Source organism: Neobacillus niacini, assembly GCF_048572935.1.
Taxonomy (GTDB): Bacteria; Bacillota; Bacilli; order Bacillales; family Cytobacillaceae; genus Neobacillus; species Neobacillus niacini.
In genome coordinates this window covers 4,289,033-4,308,654 of the sequence record NZ_CP183883.1, presented here as the reverse complement: position 1 = coordinate 4,308,654, position 19,622 = coordinate 4,289,033, and the positions used below count along the sequence as shown (strand labels likewise).

The window sequence follows — 19,622 nt, the reverse complement described above, 5'->3', positions numbered from 1 at the left end:
AAACAAAATGAAAAGAAAATTATTTAAAAAGAGCGATATATTCCAATTTGAAACAAGCAAAGAACTTCTTGATGATGAATCCGATATTAAAGGCAATTCTTTTTCTGGGGATATATCAATAGACGCATTAATCATAAAACAGTTCTATTTTTTTCCACAAAACGTCGATTTTAAGGTAAGGCATATAAAAATACCTATGATGGAGAAAGAAGCGGTAATTTTTTATATTCCATCATTAACTGATTTAAATATGGTTGATGAGCATATCATAAAGCCTTTACTTTTGAACAGTAATAAAGAAACAAAAGAAGTATCATCCATCATAAGCGCCAGTTCCATTAATGAAGAACAAAAAATAAAAAAGGCAATCAAGGAATTAAATACAGGAAATACTTTACTAATTATAGACGGAGTACCACGCTGCTATGTGATACACTCGAGTACCGCAGCTGGACGAAGTGTTGAAAAACCACAAAATGAAACAACGTTATTGGGACCAAAAGAATCATTTGTAGAAAAGGCAGATATAAATATTTCTCTGATCCGCAAAAAAATTCGAACAGAAGACTTCACAGTCGAAAAGATGGTAATCGGTGAACGATCCAACAATGAAGTTTATATTATCTACAACAAAGAATTAGCTGGTGAAAAAGTACTAAATGAAGTAAAGGCAAGAATAGGAGCAATTCAAAAGGACGCGGTCCAAAATTTAGGTCTCCTTATTCAACATATTGAAGACAGGAAAACTAGCTTATTTCCGACGATCCTGCAGACAGAAAGACCGGACAGAGCTGCTTCTTTCATTGAGGATGGACATGTTATCGTTGTGATGAACAATTCTCCTTTTGCCTTAGTCACACCCGCAACATTTTGGGCGTTTTACCATTCTGCAGACGATCATTATTTACGCTTTATTTATGGTAACTTTACACGTTTTCTCCGGATGTCGGCGATTTTTATTACTTTGTTTACACCATCTATTTATATTGCCATTACGAATTATCACATCGAAATGCTGCCGGCAGATTTATTATTAGCGATTGCGGGTGCTCGGGAGATGGTCCCATTCCCGGCCATACTTGAACTACTATTAATGGAGCTTGCGTTTGAATTGATACGTGAAGCGGGGATACGTGTACCAACACCGATCGGTCCGACCATCGGAATTGTAGGAGCATTAATCCTAGGTCAGGCGGCGGTTGAAGCAAATGTAGTCAGTCCGATTGTCGTAATTGTGGTAGCCTTAACAGGTTTGTCTTCATTCGCGATAAGTGACGTAAATTTAAATTACGCGATTAGAGTTGCAAGATTTGGATTCCTTATAGCGGCTAGTTTGTTTGGGATCTTTGGTATGGTCGGGATCTTTATGGTTGGATTATTTTATTTGACCACAATAAAATCATTTGGTGTTCCATATTTGGCACCATTAACACCAAAATACAGGTCATCAAATGATACATTATTTCGGAAAGTCCTAACGCATGAAAGTATAAGACCTTCATTTGTAAAAACAAAAGATTTAACCAAGGAGCCTATTAATAACAAGTGAAATAGGGTGGTAGTATGGTGATGGTTGAAAAGGATCAAGTGGGAGGGAGAGAGTTCTTTAGCATTGTTGTTTTTATGATTGCTACAAAGGCAACCGATATGACAACAACAACTCTTTTTGGGGACACTCAAAATGCTTCTTGGATGGTTATCATTGGATCATTTTTAATGATCCTGCCATCTTTTATTGCCTTAAACTCTCTGCTGAAAAAATACCAAAACAAAAATCTATTAGAGATTACCCATTTGGCTTTCGGGAAATGGATGACCTTTTTAATTGGTTCCATGATGTTTTTCATCGTACTAATAAATACCTCATTAGAAACTAGAAGTTATACCGATCAATTAATTACCATGAATTTTCCGAAAACACCCACCTTTATATTATATCTCCTCTTTTTACTCATTTGTTTATGGGGTGCAAAAAAAGGTTGGGAATCTATATGTTCTGTGGCGTGGATGATTTTTCCTTATATTACATTAGCGTTAATTCTGCTGGTTTTTTTACTTACTAAGGATATTGTGTTTAACAGGGTTTTTCCACTATTGGGTCCTGGAACATGGACGATACTCAAAACAAGTTTTAATTATGTTTCATTGTTTGGTGATGCACTGATCATTGCCATGATGTATCCATTTGTAAAAGATCATAAAACTTATACAAAAAGCTTATTTGGGGCTTTGGCTTATAGTGTTCTTATTATGGCAGCACTCTTTCTTTCCTATGCCCTGTTATTTGATTATCAAAGTGTAGGAAAAATCACGTATCCTTTCAATGAAGCGATTCGATTGGTATCAATAGGAATGGTCATCACGAATATTGAGACCTTCTTTTTAACCTTTTGGTTATTAAGTGTCATTGTTAAATTCGCTGTTTACATCTATTTGGTAAGTAAGGTTTTTGGATTTGTGTTTCATATTGAGGAATTTGAACATACCCTTATCCCAATAACTATCCTAATTCTATTAATCGGCCTCTTACCGGAGAATCAAGTTGATAACATTTTTGTGCTAAGGAAGCAAATGTTATCCTATGGAAAATACCTTATGCTTTCCCTGCCGCTGTTTCTCTTGATCGTGGTCAAATTAAAGGAGGCGGTAAAGGGTTGAAAGTTTTAGCTATTCTCGTTCTAGTCAGCTTTCTTACAGGCTGCTGGGATCGTAAAGAGTTAGAGCAAATGTCCTATGCCATCGCAATTGGTTTAGATTTTGCTGAAGGGACAGATTTAAAAAAGAGGCAGGCAGTTGATGTTACCTTTCAATTTTCTAATCCAAAACTCAATATTAAAGGTGCAACTGGACAGGAAGATAAATCAGATAGAAATATAATAACATTGACTGCACCTGATTTTATCACCGCAAAAAACACGGCAAATTCATTTGTTACCAGGCAGATTTCATTTAGTCATGCCAAAACGATCGTCGTATCCGAAGAACTAGCAAAATCTGAAATGTTTTTAAGATTCATTAGTACTGCTTTAAAAGAACGTGAGGTACGAAGAGAAACCAACATCATCGTATCAGAGGGGAAGGCCTCAGAATTTATCAAACACAACAAACCGGAAATGGACATTAGACCACATAAATACTACCAATTCATTATCGATCGATCAGTAGAGACAGGATTGGTACCGGAAGCGTCGATTAATCGTTTTTTTGCAATAACAGATGGAGATGCTGATTTATTTTTAGCCATTACCGGCTCTATTAGTGAAAAAAAGGGTGAAAAGGGATTTCATGAAGAAGACCAATACATTGCTGGAAACGTACCGAAAAATGGTGGGAATCCTGTACAGTTGATTGGCTCAGCAGTGTTTAAGGAAGGTAAAATGATTGCGAAGCTAACAGGAGAGGAAACAAGGGCTTCACTTTTACTGGATAATACCTCGAAGGTAGAAGATATGTTTGTCAGTTTTACTGATCCATTAGATAAAAAATATAAAGTTGCGGTCAGGGTCAAGAAAAAAACCGCAACGGATGTAAAAATAAAGAAGAGAAAGGGTCCTCCGAAAATTGATGTGACGGTACCAATTGAAATTGAGCTATTATCTGTACCGAGTATGGTTGATTATGCAGGGGATACAAAAAATCAAAGGATTTTAAAAAATTGGATTGCCAAAGAAATAAAAAAGAATATGGTACCGCTAATAGAAAAGACACAAAAGGAATTCAAGTCAGAGCCCTTCTACTGGTCATTATATGTTCGGCCTTTATTCAGCTCGACAAAAGAATATGAGGAGTGGGATTGGTCGAATAAAAACTACCCATTTGCTCAGATAGATGTAAGTGTCCAGGTAGAAATAATTGGTTTCGGTAAGCAGATAAAAGAATCAGAAATTGAAAAGGTGAGGGATTAGTGAAGTTTATTCTGTGGACAGTAGTACTTTTTGGTGGACTTTATAGTTTCGCACATGCTTATTACCTGCTTAAGGATAAAAATAAACTAGGTGCTTTCGGGATAACCTTAATTGGTTTAATGATATGGATGTGTCCCTTCTTCATTAGATTAAAATAATATAGGAAACAGAGGTCCTCTAGATCTCTGTTTTTTTATTACGAAATACAATGGTAAGAGAGGAATAAAATTTCAGTGCTGGTAAAAATTATTAGTTAGGAGGTGGGAGTGTGTCCTTATTGCGGCCGAAGAAACGTACCTTTAAAAAACCACAATTGTTGACACCGAGTAAATTAGTTCACCAAAAGGAAAACACACCAACTTCTAGCTCATTAGGTGAGACTGAGCAGCAGATAAAAGAAATTCTCGGAAATAACGGAGATTTAAAGATAAAGCATTTTAAAATTTTTGGCAGCTTCTCGGCGGCCTGTGTGTATTTTTCAAGTTTAGTGAATAAGGATTCCATAAATAAAGATATCTTAAGACCCCTCATGTATGAACCTGAACACTTAATCGGAAAAGAAAAACCACTTGCCCAATTAATCGATATCATCCTAACCGAAACTCTATATCATAGTGAGGCGAAGGTTGGAGAATGTCTGGACGATTTAATTGAGTTCATGCTTCGCGGTGAAACCGTGATTATAATGGACGGTCTGAAGGAAGCCATTCATATCGGAACGCGAAAAGTTGACAAAAGAGCAATTGCCCAACCAGAAACAGAACAAGTCATTCTAGGACCGCGGGAAGGTTTTATTGAAAATATTGCTACCAATGTTGCGTTATTAAGATACAGACTGCCGACACCAGACTTTCAAGTGAAAACGATGAAAATTGGCCGTCTGACAAAATCAACGGTAGCCATTTGTTACCTTAAAGGCATCGCAAATGAAACGGTGATTAAAGAGGTGGAAAAAAGGCTTTCCGAGATTGATATAGATGCCATCCTCGACGTGGGATATTTAGAACAATTTATTGAAGATAATCCTTTTTCACCATTTCCGCAGACCCAATCAACTGAGCGGCCTGATAAAACGGTCGCAAATTTAATAGAGGGTCGCGTGGCTATTCTTGTCGATGGTTCACCATTTTCATTATTGGTTCCAGTAGTTTTTAATCAGTTCTACCAAACCACAGAAGATTATTCATCAAGGTTCCTAATGGGAAGTTTTGTTCGACTGGCCCGGATATTGGCATTAGTGTTTTCACTTATTTTTCCGTCATTATATGTATCCCTTATCTCCTTTAATCCGGAACTACTGCCAACAGAATTTGCAGTAGCAGTTGCGGGCGGCCGGGCAGGTGTTCCTTATCCAGCTGTTATCGAAGTGTTGATTATTGAAATCGCGATGGAAATATTACGAGAAGCAACCGTCCGGCTACCAAAACAAGTCGGCGGCGCCCTATCGATTGTGGGGGTGCTGGTAATTGGACAGGCGGCCGTTGAAGCGGGATTATCCAGTCCAATTACAGTAGTGGTTATCGCCTTAACCACGATTGGTTCGTTTGCCACGCCTACCTATACAGCAGCGTTTGCATTAAGAATGCTCAGATTTCCGATTATGATATTGGCTGGTATTTTTGGACTATACGGGGTAATGATAGGTATTATCTTTATTTTTAATCACATGCTCTCATTAAAATCATTTGGTGTGCCATATATGGCACCTGTTTCTCCGTCAGATTATCAAGGGATGAAAGATGTTGTGATACGAAGTCCCTTATGGTGGATGCCAAAAAGGCCAGACTTCCTTCATCCAGCTAACCAATCCAGACTTACGGAAAAAGATAATAAGGTATTAGAACATAATAAAGTTGGAAATGATCAGCGGGAGGGCACAAGCAATGGGGGATCCGAAGGAGATCACAACACTTCAAGCAACAACGATCTTAATTAGCACTATAATAGGAGTAGGTGTTCTTCCACTGCCATTGTTTGCTGTCAGAGCAGGTGAAACAAGTGCTCCATTTGTCACATTAACTGGTATGTTTTTGGCGGCGATTGGTTTAGTATTTATAACCTCTCTTGGGATTCGCCACCCACAAAAAACGATTATTACCTATAGTCAAGATATAATTGGGAAATGGCTGGGAAGAATTTTTAGTATATTTGTTATCATCTTCTTTTTAATATTGACCAGTCTTACTGCACGGGAATTCGGTGCGGTGGTCGTTACGGGAGTGCTAAGAGAAACACCATTGGAGGTAACCGTTATTGTAATGCTTTTATTAGCCTCCATTAGCTGTCGGAACAATATCAATGTTTTTGCCTATATCCATAATCTTTATGTACCGATGATATTGGCTCCTGTTTTAATTGTTGTAGCATTCTCATTAAAGAATGCCAATCCCTTATATTTACGTCCGATATTTTTCGGAAGTGATCTGTGGAATATGGCCGGAGGTATGCTGACTGTTGCAGCTCTTTTTCAGGGGTCCTTTATTATTACGATGATCATTCCCTCAATGAAATCGCCAAAAAAAGCGATAAAGGCTAGTTTTTGGGGCATTCTTATTTCAGGAGGTTTATACCTATTAATTGTAATTGCTACGGTGGCAATTTTTGGACCAGAAGAGATTAAACAAATCTTTTGGCCAACTTTAGAATTGGCTCGGACCACAGCAATACCGGGAAACATCCTCCAAAGGTTGGATATCATCTTTTTGGCGGTTTGGGTATTGGCTGTTTTTACCACCTTATTCTCTAGTTATTACTTTACCATCCATTCGATTAAGGAGCTTTTCAGACTAAAGGATCATAAAGTACTTTCTTATTTCATTCTGCCATGTGTGTTTTTTTTGGCGATGGCACCGCAAAACATTTTACACATGTATGAGATCATCCAATTTATTGGAAGAATCGGTTTACTTATTACGATTTTGTATCCAGCAGTCCTTTTACTAATGGATTTCCTCAAGAGCTGGAGGAGGAAAAGAAATGTGGCAAAATCTTCGTGAAATAAAAGTTGCTATGTTGTTTGGTATTTTTATCCCTTTACTATCTGGGTGTTGGGACAGTAAAGAGATTGAACAAAGAGCAAATGTTTTGGCGATTGGAGTGGATATTGCAAGTGAAGAGGAAAGAAAAAAGGAGGATGAAATCTCTCATTTGAGCAAAAAGTTTCCGATTCCTGATGAAGAAATGATTAAGGTTACGGCCCAAATTGCAGTCCCTGGAGAAATACCTCTGGGTCCACAGCAGCCTGGGGGTTCAGCAAAGCCTGTATTGGTGATTGAGGTTGTTGGCCATACCTTTGAGGATGCCATATTAAATCTGCAGCAGGAAATTGCGGATGAATTGTTTCTAGGGCATTTACGGATTATTGTCCTAAGTGAGGAAGTAGCAAGGTCAGGAACAAACCGATTTAATGATTTTCTAAGACGCAATCCCGAAATTCGAAGAACAGCCTCTCTAGTGGTTTCAAAGGAATCAGCTTCAAAATATATGAAAATAGTCCCGGAACTGGAACGTATTCCATCCCTTTATTTAGCAGACCTGGTTGATAATTTATCTTCATTAGGGAAATTTCCACCCAGCTTCATTGGACTTTTTTGGACTATTTACTCTAGTAAAGGGCAAGATCCATATCTGCCATACTTAGAACTAAAAGGAAAGTCTTCCATACAACTTAACGGTCTAGCTTATTTTCATGGTGATAAAATGGTCGGCAAAACAAATCCGTTGCAAATAGGTATCTTTATGGCAGTAAGAGGAATTGGAAGAGGAGGGTATGGTGCATTTGTCGAAGTACCTGACAAAAATGAATCAGTCTTAGTTCGGGCTGTTAGCCGAAAAACGAGAACGAAAGTAATGCTAAAGAATGGCAAACCACATGTTTCAATCAAGATTCAGTATGAAAGTGAAATTGATGAAAAGGAAAGTGCAAGAATACAGCTATCTGATTCAGCTATATTGAAAAAAATTGAGAAAGCAACTTCTAAAAATGTGAAAGTGTCAATTGAAAAATTAATTAAAAGCACCCAAAAAAAGAAAGCTGATATCTTTGGCTTTGGTGAACATTTTCGAGCTAAATTACCGAAATATTGGAATAAAAATGTAAAAACAAAAGAGAAATGGAATGAAATCTATCAGAATGTTACGTTTGATATAAAGGTTGATACCCATATTCACAGAGTTGGAATGAAATCTAAATAAATGGTGAAGGGAGTCCCGTGCTTGTATATTGGCTATTTAAATTATGTGATCATAATCTGCTGGGTGACAGGGGGATTAATCCTTCTTACCGATGTAAAAGCATACAAAAATGCTTCGCTAAAAACAGAACAGAAGGTGTCAAAAATTTTAGGATGGGTCAATATTTCCATTGGCTTTGGATTAATGACTGCAGATTTCATATACTCTCATTTCATGTGGTAAGTGTTTTTTGGACTTCATTTTTGAAGTCCATTTTTTTGCTTTTAATAGAAATGTATCCGTTAACAACCTGATGAACTAGGGGATTTTAAGGTGCTTTAGCAGAGTGGAGTGATAAAATAATGTGGAAGATAACCTTCCAAACTCATGTTAATAAAGTTGTCATGATGTTATAAATAATTCAGATAATTCAAATCGAATAAGGAAGGTGTTCACATGATCAAACAAAAACTAGTTCTCATTGGAAATGGAATGGCAGGGGTTAGAGTGATTGAAGAAGTGTTAAAAATCAATCCAAATGGGTTCGAAATTACGATTTTTGGCACGGAACCTTATCCAAATTATAATCGAATCCAGTTATCAAAGGTGTTGCAGGGTGGTACTTCAGTTAGTGACATCACCTTAAATGACTGGGAATGGTACGGTGTTAACAAGATCCATTTTTATCCTGGAGAGACGGTAACAGCCATTAACACGCATACGCGGACTGTTAGTACGGATAAAGGCCGCATAGAATCCTATGACCAATTAATTATTGCCACTGGCTCAAACCCATTCATGCTGCCGTTACCCGGCGCAGATAAAGAAGGAGTTAAGGCATTTCGAAATATAAAAGACTGCGAAGAGATGATTGAATATTCAAAGAAATACAAGAAAGCTGCGGTCATTGGCGGAGGTTTACTTGGTTTGGAAGCAGCAAGAGGACTCCTTAACCTCGGGATGGAAGTGGATGTCATCCATATTCATAATTACTTAATGGAGCGCCAGTTAGATCGAACGGCAGGTAAATTATTGCAAGCAGAGCTCGAAAAACAGGGGATGAAGTTTCTTTTACAAAAAAACACCACCGAAATTACAGGCAGAAAACATGTCACTGGTCTTAAGTTTTCAGACGGCAGCAGAATTAAAGCCGATTTAGTTGTTATGGCCGTTGGAATTAAACCCAATGTAGCGTTGGCACAAGCAGCGGGAATACCAGTTAACCGTGGAATCCTTGTCAATGATTATTTAGAGACAGAAATCCCTAATGTGTATGCGGTAGGGGAATGTGCCGAGCACCGTGGTATTGCGTATGGATTAGTTGCACCGCTATATCAGCAAGGACAAGTGTTAGCGAAAAGACTCTGTGGAATACAGGCTGAAGGCTACCAAGGATCTGTGTTATCAACCCAATTAAAGGTATCCGGCGTCGATGTTTTCTCAGCTGGAAAAATAAATGACGATGAACATACAAAAGTTTATAAAATGTACGACGATTGGAATGGTGTTTATAAAAAAGTCCTAATTGAAGGCGGAAAGATTGCAGGAGCTGTGTTGTTTGGCAATACAAAGGATGGAAATAAGTTATTTGATTTTATTAAAAAAGGAGCACGAATTGAGGAATATTTAGAGTCGTCAGAAAGTGTAAATATTGGGGTCAATGCAGTTGCCAGTATGTCAGATGAAGAACTTATTTGCGGCTGCAATGGTGTCACGAAGGGAAATATTGTAGAGGCAATTAAGGCAAATGGATTAACTACAGTTGACCAGGTCAAAGGCTGTACGAACGCTTCACGTTCATGTGGAGGCTGCAAATCTCTTGTTTCTGATTTACTAGCTTGTACACTTGGAGAACACTATCAAGCAGATCAAAAGGAAGCAATTTGCGGCTGTACAACATTATCAAGAGATGAAGTGCTGGAAGAAATTCGTGAAAAGGGACTCACTCATATACGCGAGGTAATGAATGTACTCGGGTGGAAAACAGACGGCTGTTCAAAATGTAAACCTGCATTAAATTATTACCTAGGTATGATTGACCCGTTAAAATATCAAGACGAGCGCGAAGCCAGATATGTCAATGAAAGAATGCATGCGAATATCCAAAAGGACGGTACCTACTCCGTTGTTCCAAGAATGTATGGCGGCGTAACAACCTCAGATGACTTACGAAAAATTGCCGATGTTGCCGATAAATATAAGGTTGGCATGATTAAGGTTACTGGCGGTCAACGAATTGATTTACTTGGTGTCTATAAGGAAGACCTGCCAAAGATTTGGGGAGAACTTGATATGCCATCAGGGTCAGCTTACTCAAAAGGACTTCGCACTGTAAAAACATGTGTAGGTGAAAATTTCTGCCGGTTTGGTACCCAGGATTCAATTGGAATGGGAATCAGACTAGAAAGGAAGTTCGAAGGTTTAAACACACCTCATAAAGTGAAAATGGCTGTGTCAGCTTGTCCCCGTAACTGTGCGGAAAGTGGAATTAAGGATGTAGGAGTTGTTGGTGTAGAAGGTGCTTGGGAGATGTATGTCGGCGGTAATGGAGGGACTCATTTACGTGAAGCGGACTTGTTGTTCAAGTTCAAAACAGGTGATGAGTTGGTCAATATGATTGGAGCATTTCTTCAATATTATCGTGAAAGTGCTAAATACCTAGAAAGAACATCAGCTTGGGTGGAGCGCTTAGGGATAGACCATATTAGAGAGATACTATCGGATGAATTAATGGTGAGAGAATTCAATAAACGAATCGATGAGGCACTGTCTGTAGTTCAAGATCCATGGAAGGAAGCGATTCACAATAAGAATCTCTTAAGAGACCTATACCAAACTGTAAAACTATGACGATGAGGAGTTTGAACATATGGAAAAAACAATTCGCAGTGTGTTTATCGGAGAGGTTGCAGATCTGCCGGAAAAGTTAGGAAAAACAGTCACCATCGGCAGGAAGGAAATGGCTGTTTTTAAAATGGAGAACGGTACAATCACTGCTATTGAGAACCGCTGTCCCCACAAAGGCGGCGTGCTTGCAGAGGGGATACTAAGCGGTGAATATGTATTTTGCCCCATGCACGATTGGAAGATTAGTGTAAAGAATGGCAAGGTCCAGGCTCCGGATGTGGGGTGCGTTCAAACTTATCCCGTGGAGGTTAAGGGTGATCAAGTCTATGTCTTAATTAGAGAATGATAGGTAGTGGAATAGTTTCATAGTAACTAAGACCCATAAGGATAGTTCAAAGTGACGTAAATCCAAATTAAGTAAAATAAGGGGTGTGACAAGATGACCATTATAATTCCGAATCAAGTAGTAGATAGTATGATTCAAGCAGGTGAAATGAAGGCGAAATTACCTGTGAAAGATTTGCTCATTAGGGGAGCACTAGGTGGTGCTTTACTTGGGTTTGGGACGACATTAGCTTTTACGGCAGAGGTCCAAACAGGAATAGGAATTATCGGGGCATTACTATTTCCGGCTGCATTTGTCATCATCATTCTCCTTGGCTTGGAATTAGTTACTGGTAGTTTCGCACTAATTCCAGTTGCAGTCATGGCGAAAAAAGCCTCAGTTACGCAAATGTTGAAAAATTGGTTTTGGGTCATCATTGGTCATTTGGCAGGAGCTGTTATTTATGCCATTCTATATATCATTGCTGTCACTCAGCTTGGGCAGGTCAACAATCATGCAGTAGCAGTAAAAATCATAGCAGTGGCAGAAACCAAAACACTAGGATACAAAAGTCTTGGTTCAGAAGGTTTGCTTGTCGTATTTGTAAAAGCGCTGCTTTGTAATTGGATGGTGACACTTGGTGCCGTAATGGCGTTGACAACAAAGTCTGTGATTGGAAAAATTGCTGCCATGTGGCTGCCGATAGTAATCTTCTTTGCGCAAGGTTTTGAACATGCCGTGGTTAATATGTTTGTTATCCCGGCTGGCATGATTCTGGGGGCAGAAGTCAATGTGGCTGATTGGTGGATTTGGAATCAAATCCCTGTGCTTATTGGCAATTTAATCAGCGGTGTTTTATTTACGGGATTGGCTCTCTATTATACACATGGGAAAGATGATTCTAAATCTCATCTGCAGCTGCCGAAAACCAATGTGGCAGTACCTAGTACGCAGCGTTAAGAAGGAGGGATGGTTATTATGGGGAAAGCGTATATTGTGGGAGCAGGTCCTGGTGACCCAGACTTAATAACACTTAAGGCCTTAAGATGTATCCAAAAGGCAGATGTGATACTATATGACAGGTTGGTTAATCCAGAAATATTAAAGGATGCAAAACGGGATTGCCATCTCATTTATTGTGGAAAACGACCAAATCATCATCCAATAAAGCAAGATACGATTAACCATCTTTTAGTTAAATACAGCAATCAGGGAAAAACGGTGGTCCGTCTAAAAGGCGGCGATCCTTTCGTATTTGGACGAGGAGCGGAGGAGGTTGAAGCCTTGGTGGCAAATGGGATTCAGGTTGAAGTGGTCCCGGGGATAACAGCAGGAGTAGCAGTCCCTGCGTATGCTGGAATCCCAATTACCCATCGGGAATTAGCCAGTTCTTTTGCTGTTGTAACAGGGCATAAGCCGAAAGGGAAACCAACGGATGTTAATTGGAAGGGCCTGGCAACAGCGGTTGACACGCTGGCGATTTATATGGGGATCACGAACCTTCCGTTTATTTGCGAGGAATTAATCACGCATGGAAAAAACGAAAGCACCCCAGTCGCGATTATTCAGCAAGGGACAACTAACCATCAGCGTACGGTTACAGGAACACTAGGTTCAATTGTTAGCGTGGTTGAAAAAGAAGGGATTCAAAATCCTGCAATAATCGTTGTTGGAGAAGTGGTTACCTTCCGTGATAAGATAAGTTTACTAGAACCGGAAGGGAAGGCAGAAAGTTATGCAACAATGGCTTAAAGAAGTCGCAAGGGGAAAAAGAGGGTCAAAAGACTTAGACTACCATCAAACTAAAGAAGTCGCTCAATCTCTTATTAGTGGCAAAGCAACAGACGCCCAAATTGCAGCCTATCTGATTGCACTCCGCTTGAAAACGGAATCGCCAGAGGAACTGCTCGCATTTGTACATGCCTATCAAGATGTTAGTACTAAACTAGAATCGCCAAACCAGTCACTTATTGATTTAGCCAGTCCGTATAATGGGAGAAACTCTTTCACAGGAAGTATACCAACTGCCATATTAATGGCTGAATACGGGATGCCCGTATTTTTACATGGAAGTGATTCACTGCCTCCAAAATATGGCACAACAATCATGGAAATCCTATCGGAACTAGGTTTGAATGTTACTCAAACACCGCTAGGACTGGCAAAAACAATCGAAGAAGCAGGAATTGCCTTCGCAAATACCGAAGAATATTGCGCTAGTTTAGGGAATCTGCGCAGAATTCGTAAGGAGCTCGGGGTAAGGACACTTTTTAATACAGTAGAAAAGTTATTGAACCTCGCGAATGCAGAATCACTAATGATGGGTGCTTATCATCGGACAGCGATCAACAAAATTGCGCCTATTTTTAAAGAGCTTTCCTTTAAAAATGTCTATGTCGTACAGGGAATGGAAGGCTCAGAGGATTTACCTGTTCACCGCAACAGCTTTATTTATAAAATAACAGACAATAAGATTGAATCTTCCATTGTAAAACCTGAGGAATATGGCCTATTGGTGAAAGAACCAGACAAAGATAGTAAACTATCTGCACAAGAACAGTCTGACATGAAACTGGCAATACTCAGCGGAGAACAATCTACAACATTACAGCCATTTTACAATCAAGTGCTCTTTAATACTGGCATTAGGTATTACCTATTTGGTGCTGTTAACAGTATTGGTGAAGGTATAGAGATCGCGAATCAACAACTAACAGAACAACGAGGTTTGAGTCAATTAGAAAAATGGAAAAAAGTAAGTCAGCCTGAAAATAGTATTTACTAACAAAAGCGTTCTGGACCGTATATGCGTCTAGAGCGTTTTTTGTTGGAAAAAAGTCGAAAATTTATTTTTCAAAATTTTTATTTTACTTATTTACACAAATCCTATGGGTATGGTAGGATTAATCTCAACAATTACCATAACTTATCAAGAGAGGCTGAGGGACTGGTCCAATGAAGCCCGGCAACCTGCTGTGTAAGGTGCTAATTCCAGCAAAGTGGTGTCCATTTTGGGAGATAAGGCGTTAAACAATCGTGAGATGCCTTTCCTTTTTGGGGAAGGTTTTTTTGATAAATAAAAGGAGGATTGTAGTAAATGAATACACCGGTTACGTATGAAAATTGGAACCAGATATCCGATCAATTTTCAATTGAGGATAAAACCAAAGGAGCAAAAGCGGTATTGGAGTATGCTTATAGCTCTTATCCGGAAGACCAGATCGTTTATGCATCCAGTTTTGGTGCAGAAGCAATTGTATTAATCGACCTTATCCAACAGGTTAAGCCAGATGCTCATATTGTTTTCTTAGATACTGGCTTACACTTTCCTGAAACCTATGAGGTAATTAACAAAATCGAAAGACGCTTCCCATCATTGAAAATTGAACGGAAGCTGCCAAAGCTAACCTTAGATGAACAGCGTGAACAATATGGATCAGCGCTGTGGAAAAGGGAGCCCAACCAATGCTGTAATATCCGTAAAGTTATACCATTAAGGGAAACACTGACAGCTAAACAAGCGTGGATTTCAGGGCTTCGGCGAGAGCAATCACCAACAAGAGCAAACACTCAATTTTTAAATAAAGATGTAAAGTTTCAGAACATTAAAATCTGTCCGCTCATTCACTGGACATGGGACGAAGTTTGGGCCTATATCAAGGAAAAAGATCTCCCTTATAATACCTTGCACGATCAAAATTACCCTAGTATCGGCTGTTTCCCTTGTACACAGCCTGTTAGTGCAGATGGTGATTCACGTGCAGGACGCTGGGTGGGAAGCGGAAAAACGGAGTGTGGCTTACACACTTCCTAGAAGGGGGCTTTTCGTTTGCTCACAATTATAGCAGTGACGATAGGATTATTTTTTGCAGTCAATATTGGTGCAAGTGGTGCGGCCGCTTCAATGGGTATTTCTTATGGAGCAGGAGTGGTTAAGAAAAAGCTGGCATTGTTACTATGCGGGATTGCCGTTTTCTTTGGCGCTTGGCTGGGAGGAGGCGAAGTGGTAAAAACAATTGGCAGCGGAATTGTACCAAACAGTACGTTTACTGTACCCGTCGCGCTAATCGTTTTAGCTTCAGCTGCACTTTCCTTATTCTTAGCAAATATATTCGGGATTCCACTTTCCACTAGTGAAGTAGCTGTAGGATCAGTGGTAGGGGCTGGTATCGTTTATCAATCCGTATTTGTAAGTAAGTTAGCATGGATTATGGTCTTTTGGCTCCTAACTCCTTTTGCGGCATTCTTAATTGCCATTCTTGCTGCAAATCTATTGAAAATTAAAACTCTGAAACGATGGATGGAAGCACCGAAAGCCATACCGATCCTTTCTGTTCTTGTAGTATGCATGGGGTTATTTGAAGCTTTCTCAGCAGGGATGAACAATGTCGCCAATGCGGTTGGACCGCTTGTCGGAGCAGATATCATGTCAACTAGCAGCGGTATTTTCTGGGGCGGGCTTTTTGTTGCCGCTGGTGCGATTCTTTTAGGACATCGTGTTTTAGAAACAAATGGAAAGAAAATTACCACGCTTCGGCTTGAAGAAGGCTGTGTCATTTCCGGAACAGGAGCAGCGATTGTGACTGCGGCCTCCGTTTTTGGCATTCCTGTACCGCTGACACAAATCACAACATCTTCAATTATCGGAATTGGTTTTGCCAAGCATGGCAAGTCAGTCTTAAAAAAGGGTATTGTGGTTCAGCTTCTAACGGTTTGGATTGTGTCACCTGTTTTATCCATGGTACTTTCTTACACGCTTATCCAAATGCTGATAGAACATAACTTTTATCCGATTGTAGCAATGGCAGGGGTTTTAATCTCTGTATTTGGAATTTCGTCATTGATGAAACGGTCAAATCACCCAGTTGCTGAAGCAGTAGAAAAGTAGTCTGAGAGACTTAATGAAAAACAATTGATTTCATCGATAAGGATTATTTTTTTAATAGTTTTTATCGTTGATATAAATCTCTAATTTAGAGGATCTTTACTAAAAAAACGCAAATTCAATTAAGAAAGGTTTGATTCAGTTGTCATTTTTACCAGCACCTCATGGAGGTAAACTTATCGAAGCATTTGATCCAAATTATGATGTAACATCCATTGAAAAAGAACTTCAAATTGACGCCATTGCCTTAAGTGATCTTGAGTTGATCGGTGTTGGTTTATTTAGTCCACTAACCGGTTTCCTTGGAAAAGCCGATTATGAAAATGTTGTGGAGAACATGCGTCTTGCAGATAATACAATTTGGTCTATTCCCGTTACACTTCCTGTTTCCTATGAAACAGCAGCAACGCTTGAAGTTGGGGAGAAAATCAAGCTAATTTACAATAAAGAGGTATATGGGGTTATTACCGTTTCAGAATGGTATGAACCGAATTTAGATAAAGAAGCAGTTGAGGTTTATAGGACACTAGAAACCGCTCATCCGGGAGTTAAGCGTCTTTATGAAAGAGGACCTGTCTATGTGGCTGGCGATGTAGTGTTGGTTAAAAAACCGGAAAAAGGAATCTTCGGCGATGTTTGGTTCGAGCCAAAGGAAACTCGTGCGTTGTTTGAAGAAAAAGGCTGGAAGACCGTCGTAGGTTTCCAAACTAGAAATCCAATTCACCGTGCTCATGAATACATTCAAAAAGCGGCACTTGAAACAGTGGATGGACTATTCGTTAACCCGCTTGTTGGAGAAACAAAGTCTGACGATATCCCAGCTGATGTTCGTCTAAAAAGCTATCGTGTTCTGCTTGAAAATTACTACCCGAGAGAACGTGTACAGTTAGGTGTTTACCCAGCGGCAATGAGATATGCAGGACCAAGAGAAGCGATTTTCCATGCAATTGCTCGTAAGAACTTTGGATGCACGCATTTTATTGTCGGACGTGACCACGCAGGTGTAGGGAATTATTATGGTACCTACGATGCTCAATTAATCTTTAGTGAATTCCCTGAAGGGGAGCTTGGCATTAAACCATTATTCTTTGAACATAGCTTTTATTGCACAAAGTGTGAAGGAATGGCTTCTGATAAAACTTGCCCGCACAGCAATGAAGACAGAGTGATCCTTTCTGGAACGAAGGTTCGAGAATTGCTTCGTGCAGGACAGCTTCCACCATCCACATTCAGCCGTAAAGAGGTTGTTGAAGTGTTGATTGAAGGAATGAAAGAAGAAACGCACGTTTAGGAGGAAAAATCATGACAAAAGCTACCAATATTACATGGCACGCTAGTACAGTAACTAAATCCGACCGTCATGCTCAAAATGGTCATGGAAGCTGTGTCCTTTGGTTTACTGGCCTCTCTGGTTCAGGTAAATCGACGATTGCAAACGCGGTATCAAGCGCATTGTACCGTCAGGGGATTAATGAATATGTTCTTGATGGCGATAATATCCGTCACGGGTTAAACAAAGATCTTGGTTTTTCTGACCATGACCGGACAGAGAATATCAGAAGAATTGGCGAAGTTGCCAAATTGTTTGTAGATAGCGGTGCCGTTGTAACGACAGCATTCATTTCTCCGTTCCGATCCGATCGTGACCAGGTCCGAGCCATTTTTGAAGAAGGCGAGTTTGTTGAAGTTTTTGTGGATTGTCCAATAGAAGAGTGCGAGAAGCGTGATCCAAAGCAGCTGTATGCAAAGGCACGCCGCGGGGAAATAAAGGATTTCACTGGAATTGATTCTCCGTATGAAGCACCGGAATTACCAGAAATCACGGTCCGTTCTGACCTTTTAACAGTAGAAGAGGCAGTGAATCAGATTTTAAGTTACCTCCAAGAAAAGAACGTTCTCTAACATGAGTTGATAAGAAAGGATGGTTGATCAATGGTTGGCAAGGTTTATTTAGTAGGTGCGGGTCCAGGAGATCCAGATTTAATTACAGTAAAAGGATTGCGCTGCCTCAAGCAAGCTGATGTCATCCTCTATGATCGGCTGGTAAATCCTGAACTTTTGGAGAATGCGAAAGAGGGAGCTCAACTTGTCTATTGCGGTAAGCTTCCACATTATCATACAATGAAGCAGGAGACTATTAATCATTTCTTGGTGAAATACGCCAAAAAGGGGTACCAAGTAGTTCGCTTAAAAGGGGGAGACCCTTTTGTTTTCGGACGCGGGGGCGAAGAAGCAGAGGAATGCATGAAGCATAATGTTCCTTTTGAAGTGGTTCCGGGCATTACGGCTGGGATTGCTGCTTCTGCGTATGCAGGAATTCCTGTTACCCATCGCTCAGTGAGTAAAAGCTTCGCATTTATCACCGGCCATCAAGCTGGTGATGTAGAGGCAGAACACCAGTGGGCACATTTGGCAAAGGCTGTAGATACGATTTGTGTTTATATGGGAGTATCACATCTTCCAACAATAACCAAACATCTAATCGTAAACGGTAAATCACCACTAACTCCGATCGCCTTAATCCATTGGGGTACGTTGAACGACCAAAGGATCGTGGTCGGATCACTTGAGAATATTGAAGAAGTGGTGGAAAGAGAGCAAATTACCAATCCAAGTATGATAGTGATTGGTGAGGTTGTGAAATTACACAAGAAATTGAATTGGTTCCAGGAAGAAATTGTACCCAATATTCCAGCAGCCAACCGGTAACAACAGAAGGGAGCACATTGTATGAAAGCAATTCTTTATATCGGCCACGGTACTCGCTCAAAAAAAGGAGCGGTCGAGATAAGAGCCTTTATCGATAAGGTTAAGGCGCGAATTGATGTACCGATTCAGGAACTCAGTTTCCTTGAGTTAACAGAGCCGCTGATTGAAGAAGGCTTTGTAACATGTGTGGAGCAGGGTGCAACGGAAATAGATGTGGTTCCACTGTTTCTTTTGGCAGCAGGACACATAAAACGGGATATTCCTGAAGCCTTATCACCTTTGATTGCCAAATATCCAAGTATTCCGGTCAAAATAAAGAATCCGTTTGGCGTACAGGAAGTAATCTTGGATGCGGTCGCTGAATTAATAAAGGATTCCGCGGGTGAAGTGGCACCAAGAGACAGATTATTAATCGTCGGTGTTGGCAGCAGTGACCCAGATGTTCACGTAAACTTCGGAAAGATAGCAGATGGTCTCGGGGATCGACTTAGACCTGAGGAGGTATCCGTTTGTTATTTAGCTGCTACAGAACCAAAGCTGAGTGAAGGATTGGAATCTATATCAGAAGGAGCAGAGGGCCGAGTCATCGTCGTTCCTTATATGCTCTTCACCGGGCTCCTGCTCGCAGAGTTAAACAAGATCGTTCGATCCCGACAAAAAGAAGGTCAAAGTATCCTTTGCACTCCTGCCTTAAGCAATCATACGGTAATCGAGGATATCGTAATTGAACGTGCCGTTGGGGAGTAGATAGTCGAAAACAGAGTCATTAAATGAACTA

General features: G+C 40.0%; 18 protein-coding genes and 1 riboswitch. All 18 genes read left to right on the top strand.

Features of this window, described 5'->3' with window-relative positions; translation table 11 throughout:
* The first annotated feature begins 7 nt into the window (after positions 1–7).
* The 18 genes from ACN6MT_RS21305 to ACN6MT_RS21220 all read left to right on the top strand — a co-directional run bounded on the left by ACN6MT_RS21305 (position 8) and on the right by ACN6MT_RS21220 (position 19,591).
* Positions 8–1,549, top strand: coding sequence for a spore germination protein (locus ACN6MT_RS21305; RefSeq protein ID WP_419887937.1), 1,542 nt, complete (start codon positions 8–10; stop codon positions 1,547–1,549).
* Between the two features lie 14 nt (positions 1,550–1,563).
* Positions 1,564–2,658, top strand: a complete 1,095-nt coding sequence (locus tag ACN6MT_RS21300; RefSeq protein WP_419887936.1) for a GerAB/ArcD/ProY family transporter — start codon at positions 1,564–1,566, stop codon at positions 2,656–2,658.
* The gene (locus tag ACN6MT_RS21295) at positions 2,655–3,905 is read left to right on the top strand and encodes a Ger(x)C family spore germination protein (protein ID WP_419887935.1); all 1,251 of its coding nucleotides are present in this window, start codon (positions 2,655–2,657) and stop codon (positions 3,903–3,905) included. Before ACN6MT_RS21300 ends, ACN6MT_RS21295 begins: the two co-directional genes overlap by 4 nt.
* 268 nt (positions 3,906–4,173) lie before the next feature.
* Complete coding sequence (locus ACN6MT_RS21290; protein WP_419887934.1) at positions 4,174–5,841, top strand: spore germination protein; 1,668 nt, start codon at positions 4,174–4,176, stop codon at positions 5,839–5,841.
* On the top strand, positions 5,789–6,901 hold the full coding sequence (locus tag ACN6MT_RS21285; protein WP_419887933.1) for a GerAB/ArcD/ProY family transporter: 1,113 nt from the start codon (positions 5,789–5,791) through the stop codon (positions 6,899–6,901). Before ACN6MT_RS21290 ends, ACN6MT_RS21285 begins: the two co-directional genes overlap by 53 nt.
* Positions 6,882–8,099, top strand: coding sequence for a Ger(x)C family spore germination protein (locus tag ACN6MT_RS21280; RefSeq protein WP_419887932.1), 1,218 nt, complete (start codon positions 6,882–6,884; stop codon positions 8,097–8,099). Before ACN6MT_RS21285 ends, ACN6MT_RS21280 begins: the two co-directional genes overlap by 20 nt.
* Positions 8,100–8,120: 21 nt before the next feature.
* A complete protein-coding gene (locus ACN6MT_RS21275) occupies positions 8,121–8,321 on the top strand; it encodes a CLC_0170 family protein (RefSeq protein ID WP_419887931.1) in 201 nt (66 codons plus the stop codon).
* 213 nt (positions 8,322–8,534) lie between these two features.
* Positions 8,535–10,928, top strand: a complete 2,394-nt coding sequence (nirB, locus tag ACN6MT_RS21270) for a nitrite reductase large subunit NirB (protein ID WP_419887930.1) — start codon at positions 8,535–8,537, stop codon at positions 10,926–10,928.
* A gap of 19 nt (positions 10,929–10,947) precedes the next feature.
* A complete protein-coding gene (nirD, locus tag ACN6MT_RS21265; RefSeq protein WP_419887929.1) occupies positions 10,948–11,271 on the top strand; it encodes a nitrite reductase small subunit NirD in 324 nt (107 codons plus the stop codon).
* A gap of 93 nt (positions 11,272–11,364) precedes the next feature.
* Complete coding sequence (locus ACN6MT_RS21260) at positions 11,365–12,210, top strand: formate/nitrite transporter family protein (RefSeq protein ID WP_419887928.1); 846 nt, start codon at positions 11,365–11,367, stop codon at positions 12,208–12,210.
* Between the two features lie 18 nt (positions 12,211–12,228).
* Positions 12,229–13,002 carry a uroporphyrinogen-III C-methyltransferase gene (cobA, locus tag ACN6MT_RS21255; protein ID WP_419887927.1) on the top strand — a complete coding sequence of 258 codons (774 nt, stop codon included), beginning with the start codon at positions 12,229–12,231 and terminating at the stop codon, positions 13,000–13,002.
* Complete coding sequence (locus ACN6MT_RS21250; RefSeq protein WP_419887926.1) at positions 12,986–14,035, top strand: anthranilate phosphoribosyltransferase; 1,050 nt, start codon at positions 12,986–12,988, stop codon at positions 14,033–14,035. Before cobA (ACN6MT_RS21255) ends, ACN6MT_RS21250 begins: the two co-directional genes overlap by 17 nt.
* A 138-nt stretch (positions 14,036–14,173) precedes the next feature.
* A riboswitch (SAM riboswitch) is annotated at positions 14,174–14,275 on the top strand.
* A 72-nt stretch (positions 14,276–14,347) separates the two neighbouring features.
* Entirely contained in the window at positions 14,348–15,064 is a 717-nt protein-coding gene (locus tag ACN6MT_RS21245; RefSeq protein WP_419887925.1) for a phosphoadenylyl-sulfate reductase, read from the top strand.
* A 15-nt stretch (positions 15,065–15,079) separates the two neighbouring features.
* Positions 15,080–16,138, top strand: coding sequence for an anion permease (locus tag ACN6MT_RS21240; protein ID WP_419887924.1), 1,059 nt, complete (start codon positions 15,080–15,082; stop codon positions 16,136–16,138).
* A 139-nt stretch (positions 16,139–16,277) separates the two neighbouring features.
* Entirely contained in the window at positions 16,278–17,426 is a 1,149-nt protein-coding gene (gene sat / locus ACN6MT_RS21235) for a sulfate adenylyltransferase (RefSeq protein ID WP_419887923.1), read from the top strand.
* 11 nt (positions 17,427–17,437) lie between these two features.
* Complete coding sequence (cysC, locus tag ACN6MT_RS21230; protein WP_063252415.1) at positions 17,438–18,037, top strand: adenylyl-sulfate kinase; 600 nt, start codon at positions 17,438–17,440, stop codon at positions 18,035–18,037.
* A 30-nt stretch (positions 18,038–18,067) separates the two neighbouring features.
* Entirely contained in the window at positions 18,068–18,844 is a 777-nt protein-coding gene (cobA, locus tag ACN6MT_RS21225) for a uroporphyrinogen-III C-methyltransferase (RefSeq protein ID WP_419887922.1), read from the top strand.
* A 21-nt stretch (positions 18,845–18,865) separates the two neighbouring features.
* Positions 18,866–19,591: a sirohydrochlorin chelatase gene (locus tag ACN6MT_RS21220; RefSeq protein ID WP_419887921.1), complete on the top strand. Its 726-nt coding sequence runs from the start codon at positions 18,866–18,868 to the stop codon at positions 19,589–19,591.
* Positions 19,592–19,622 lie beyond the last annotated feature (31 nt).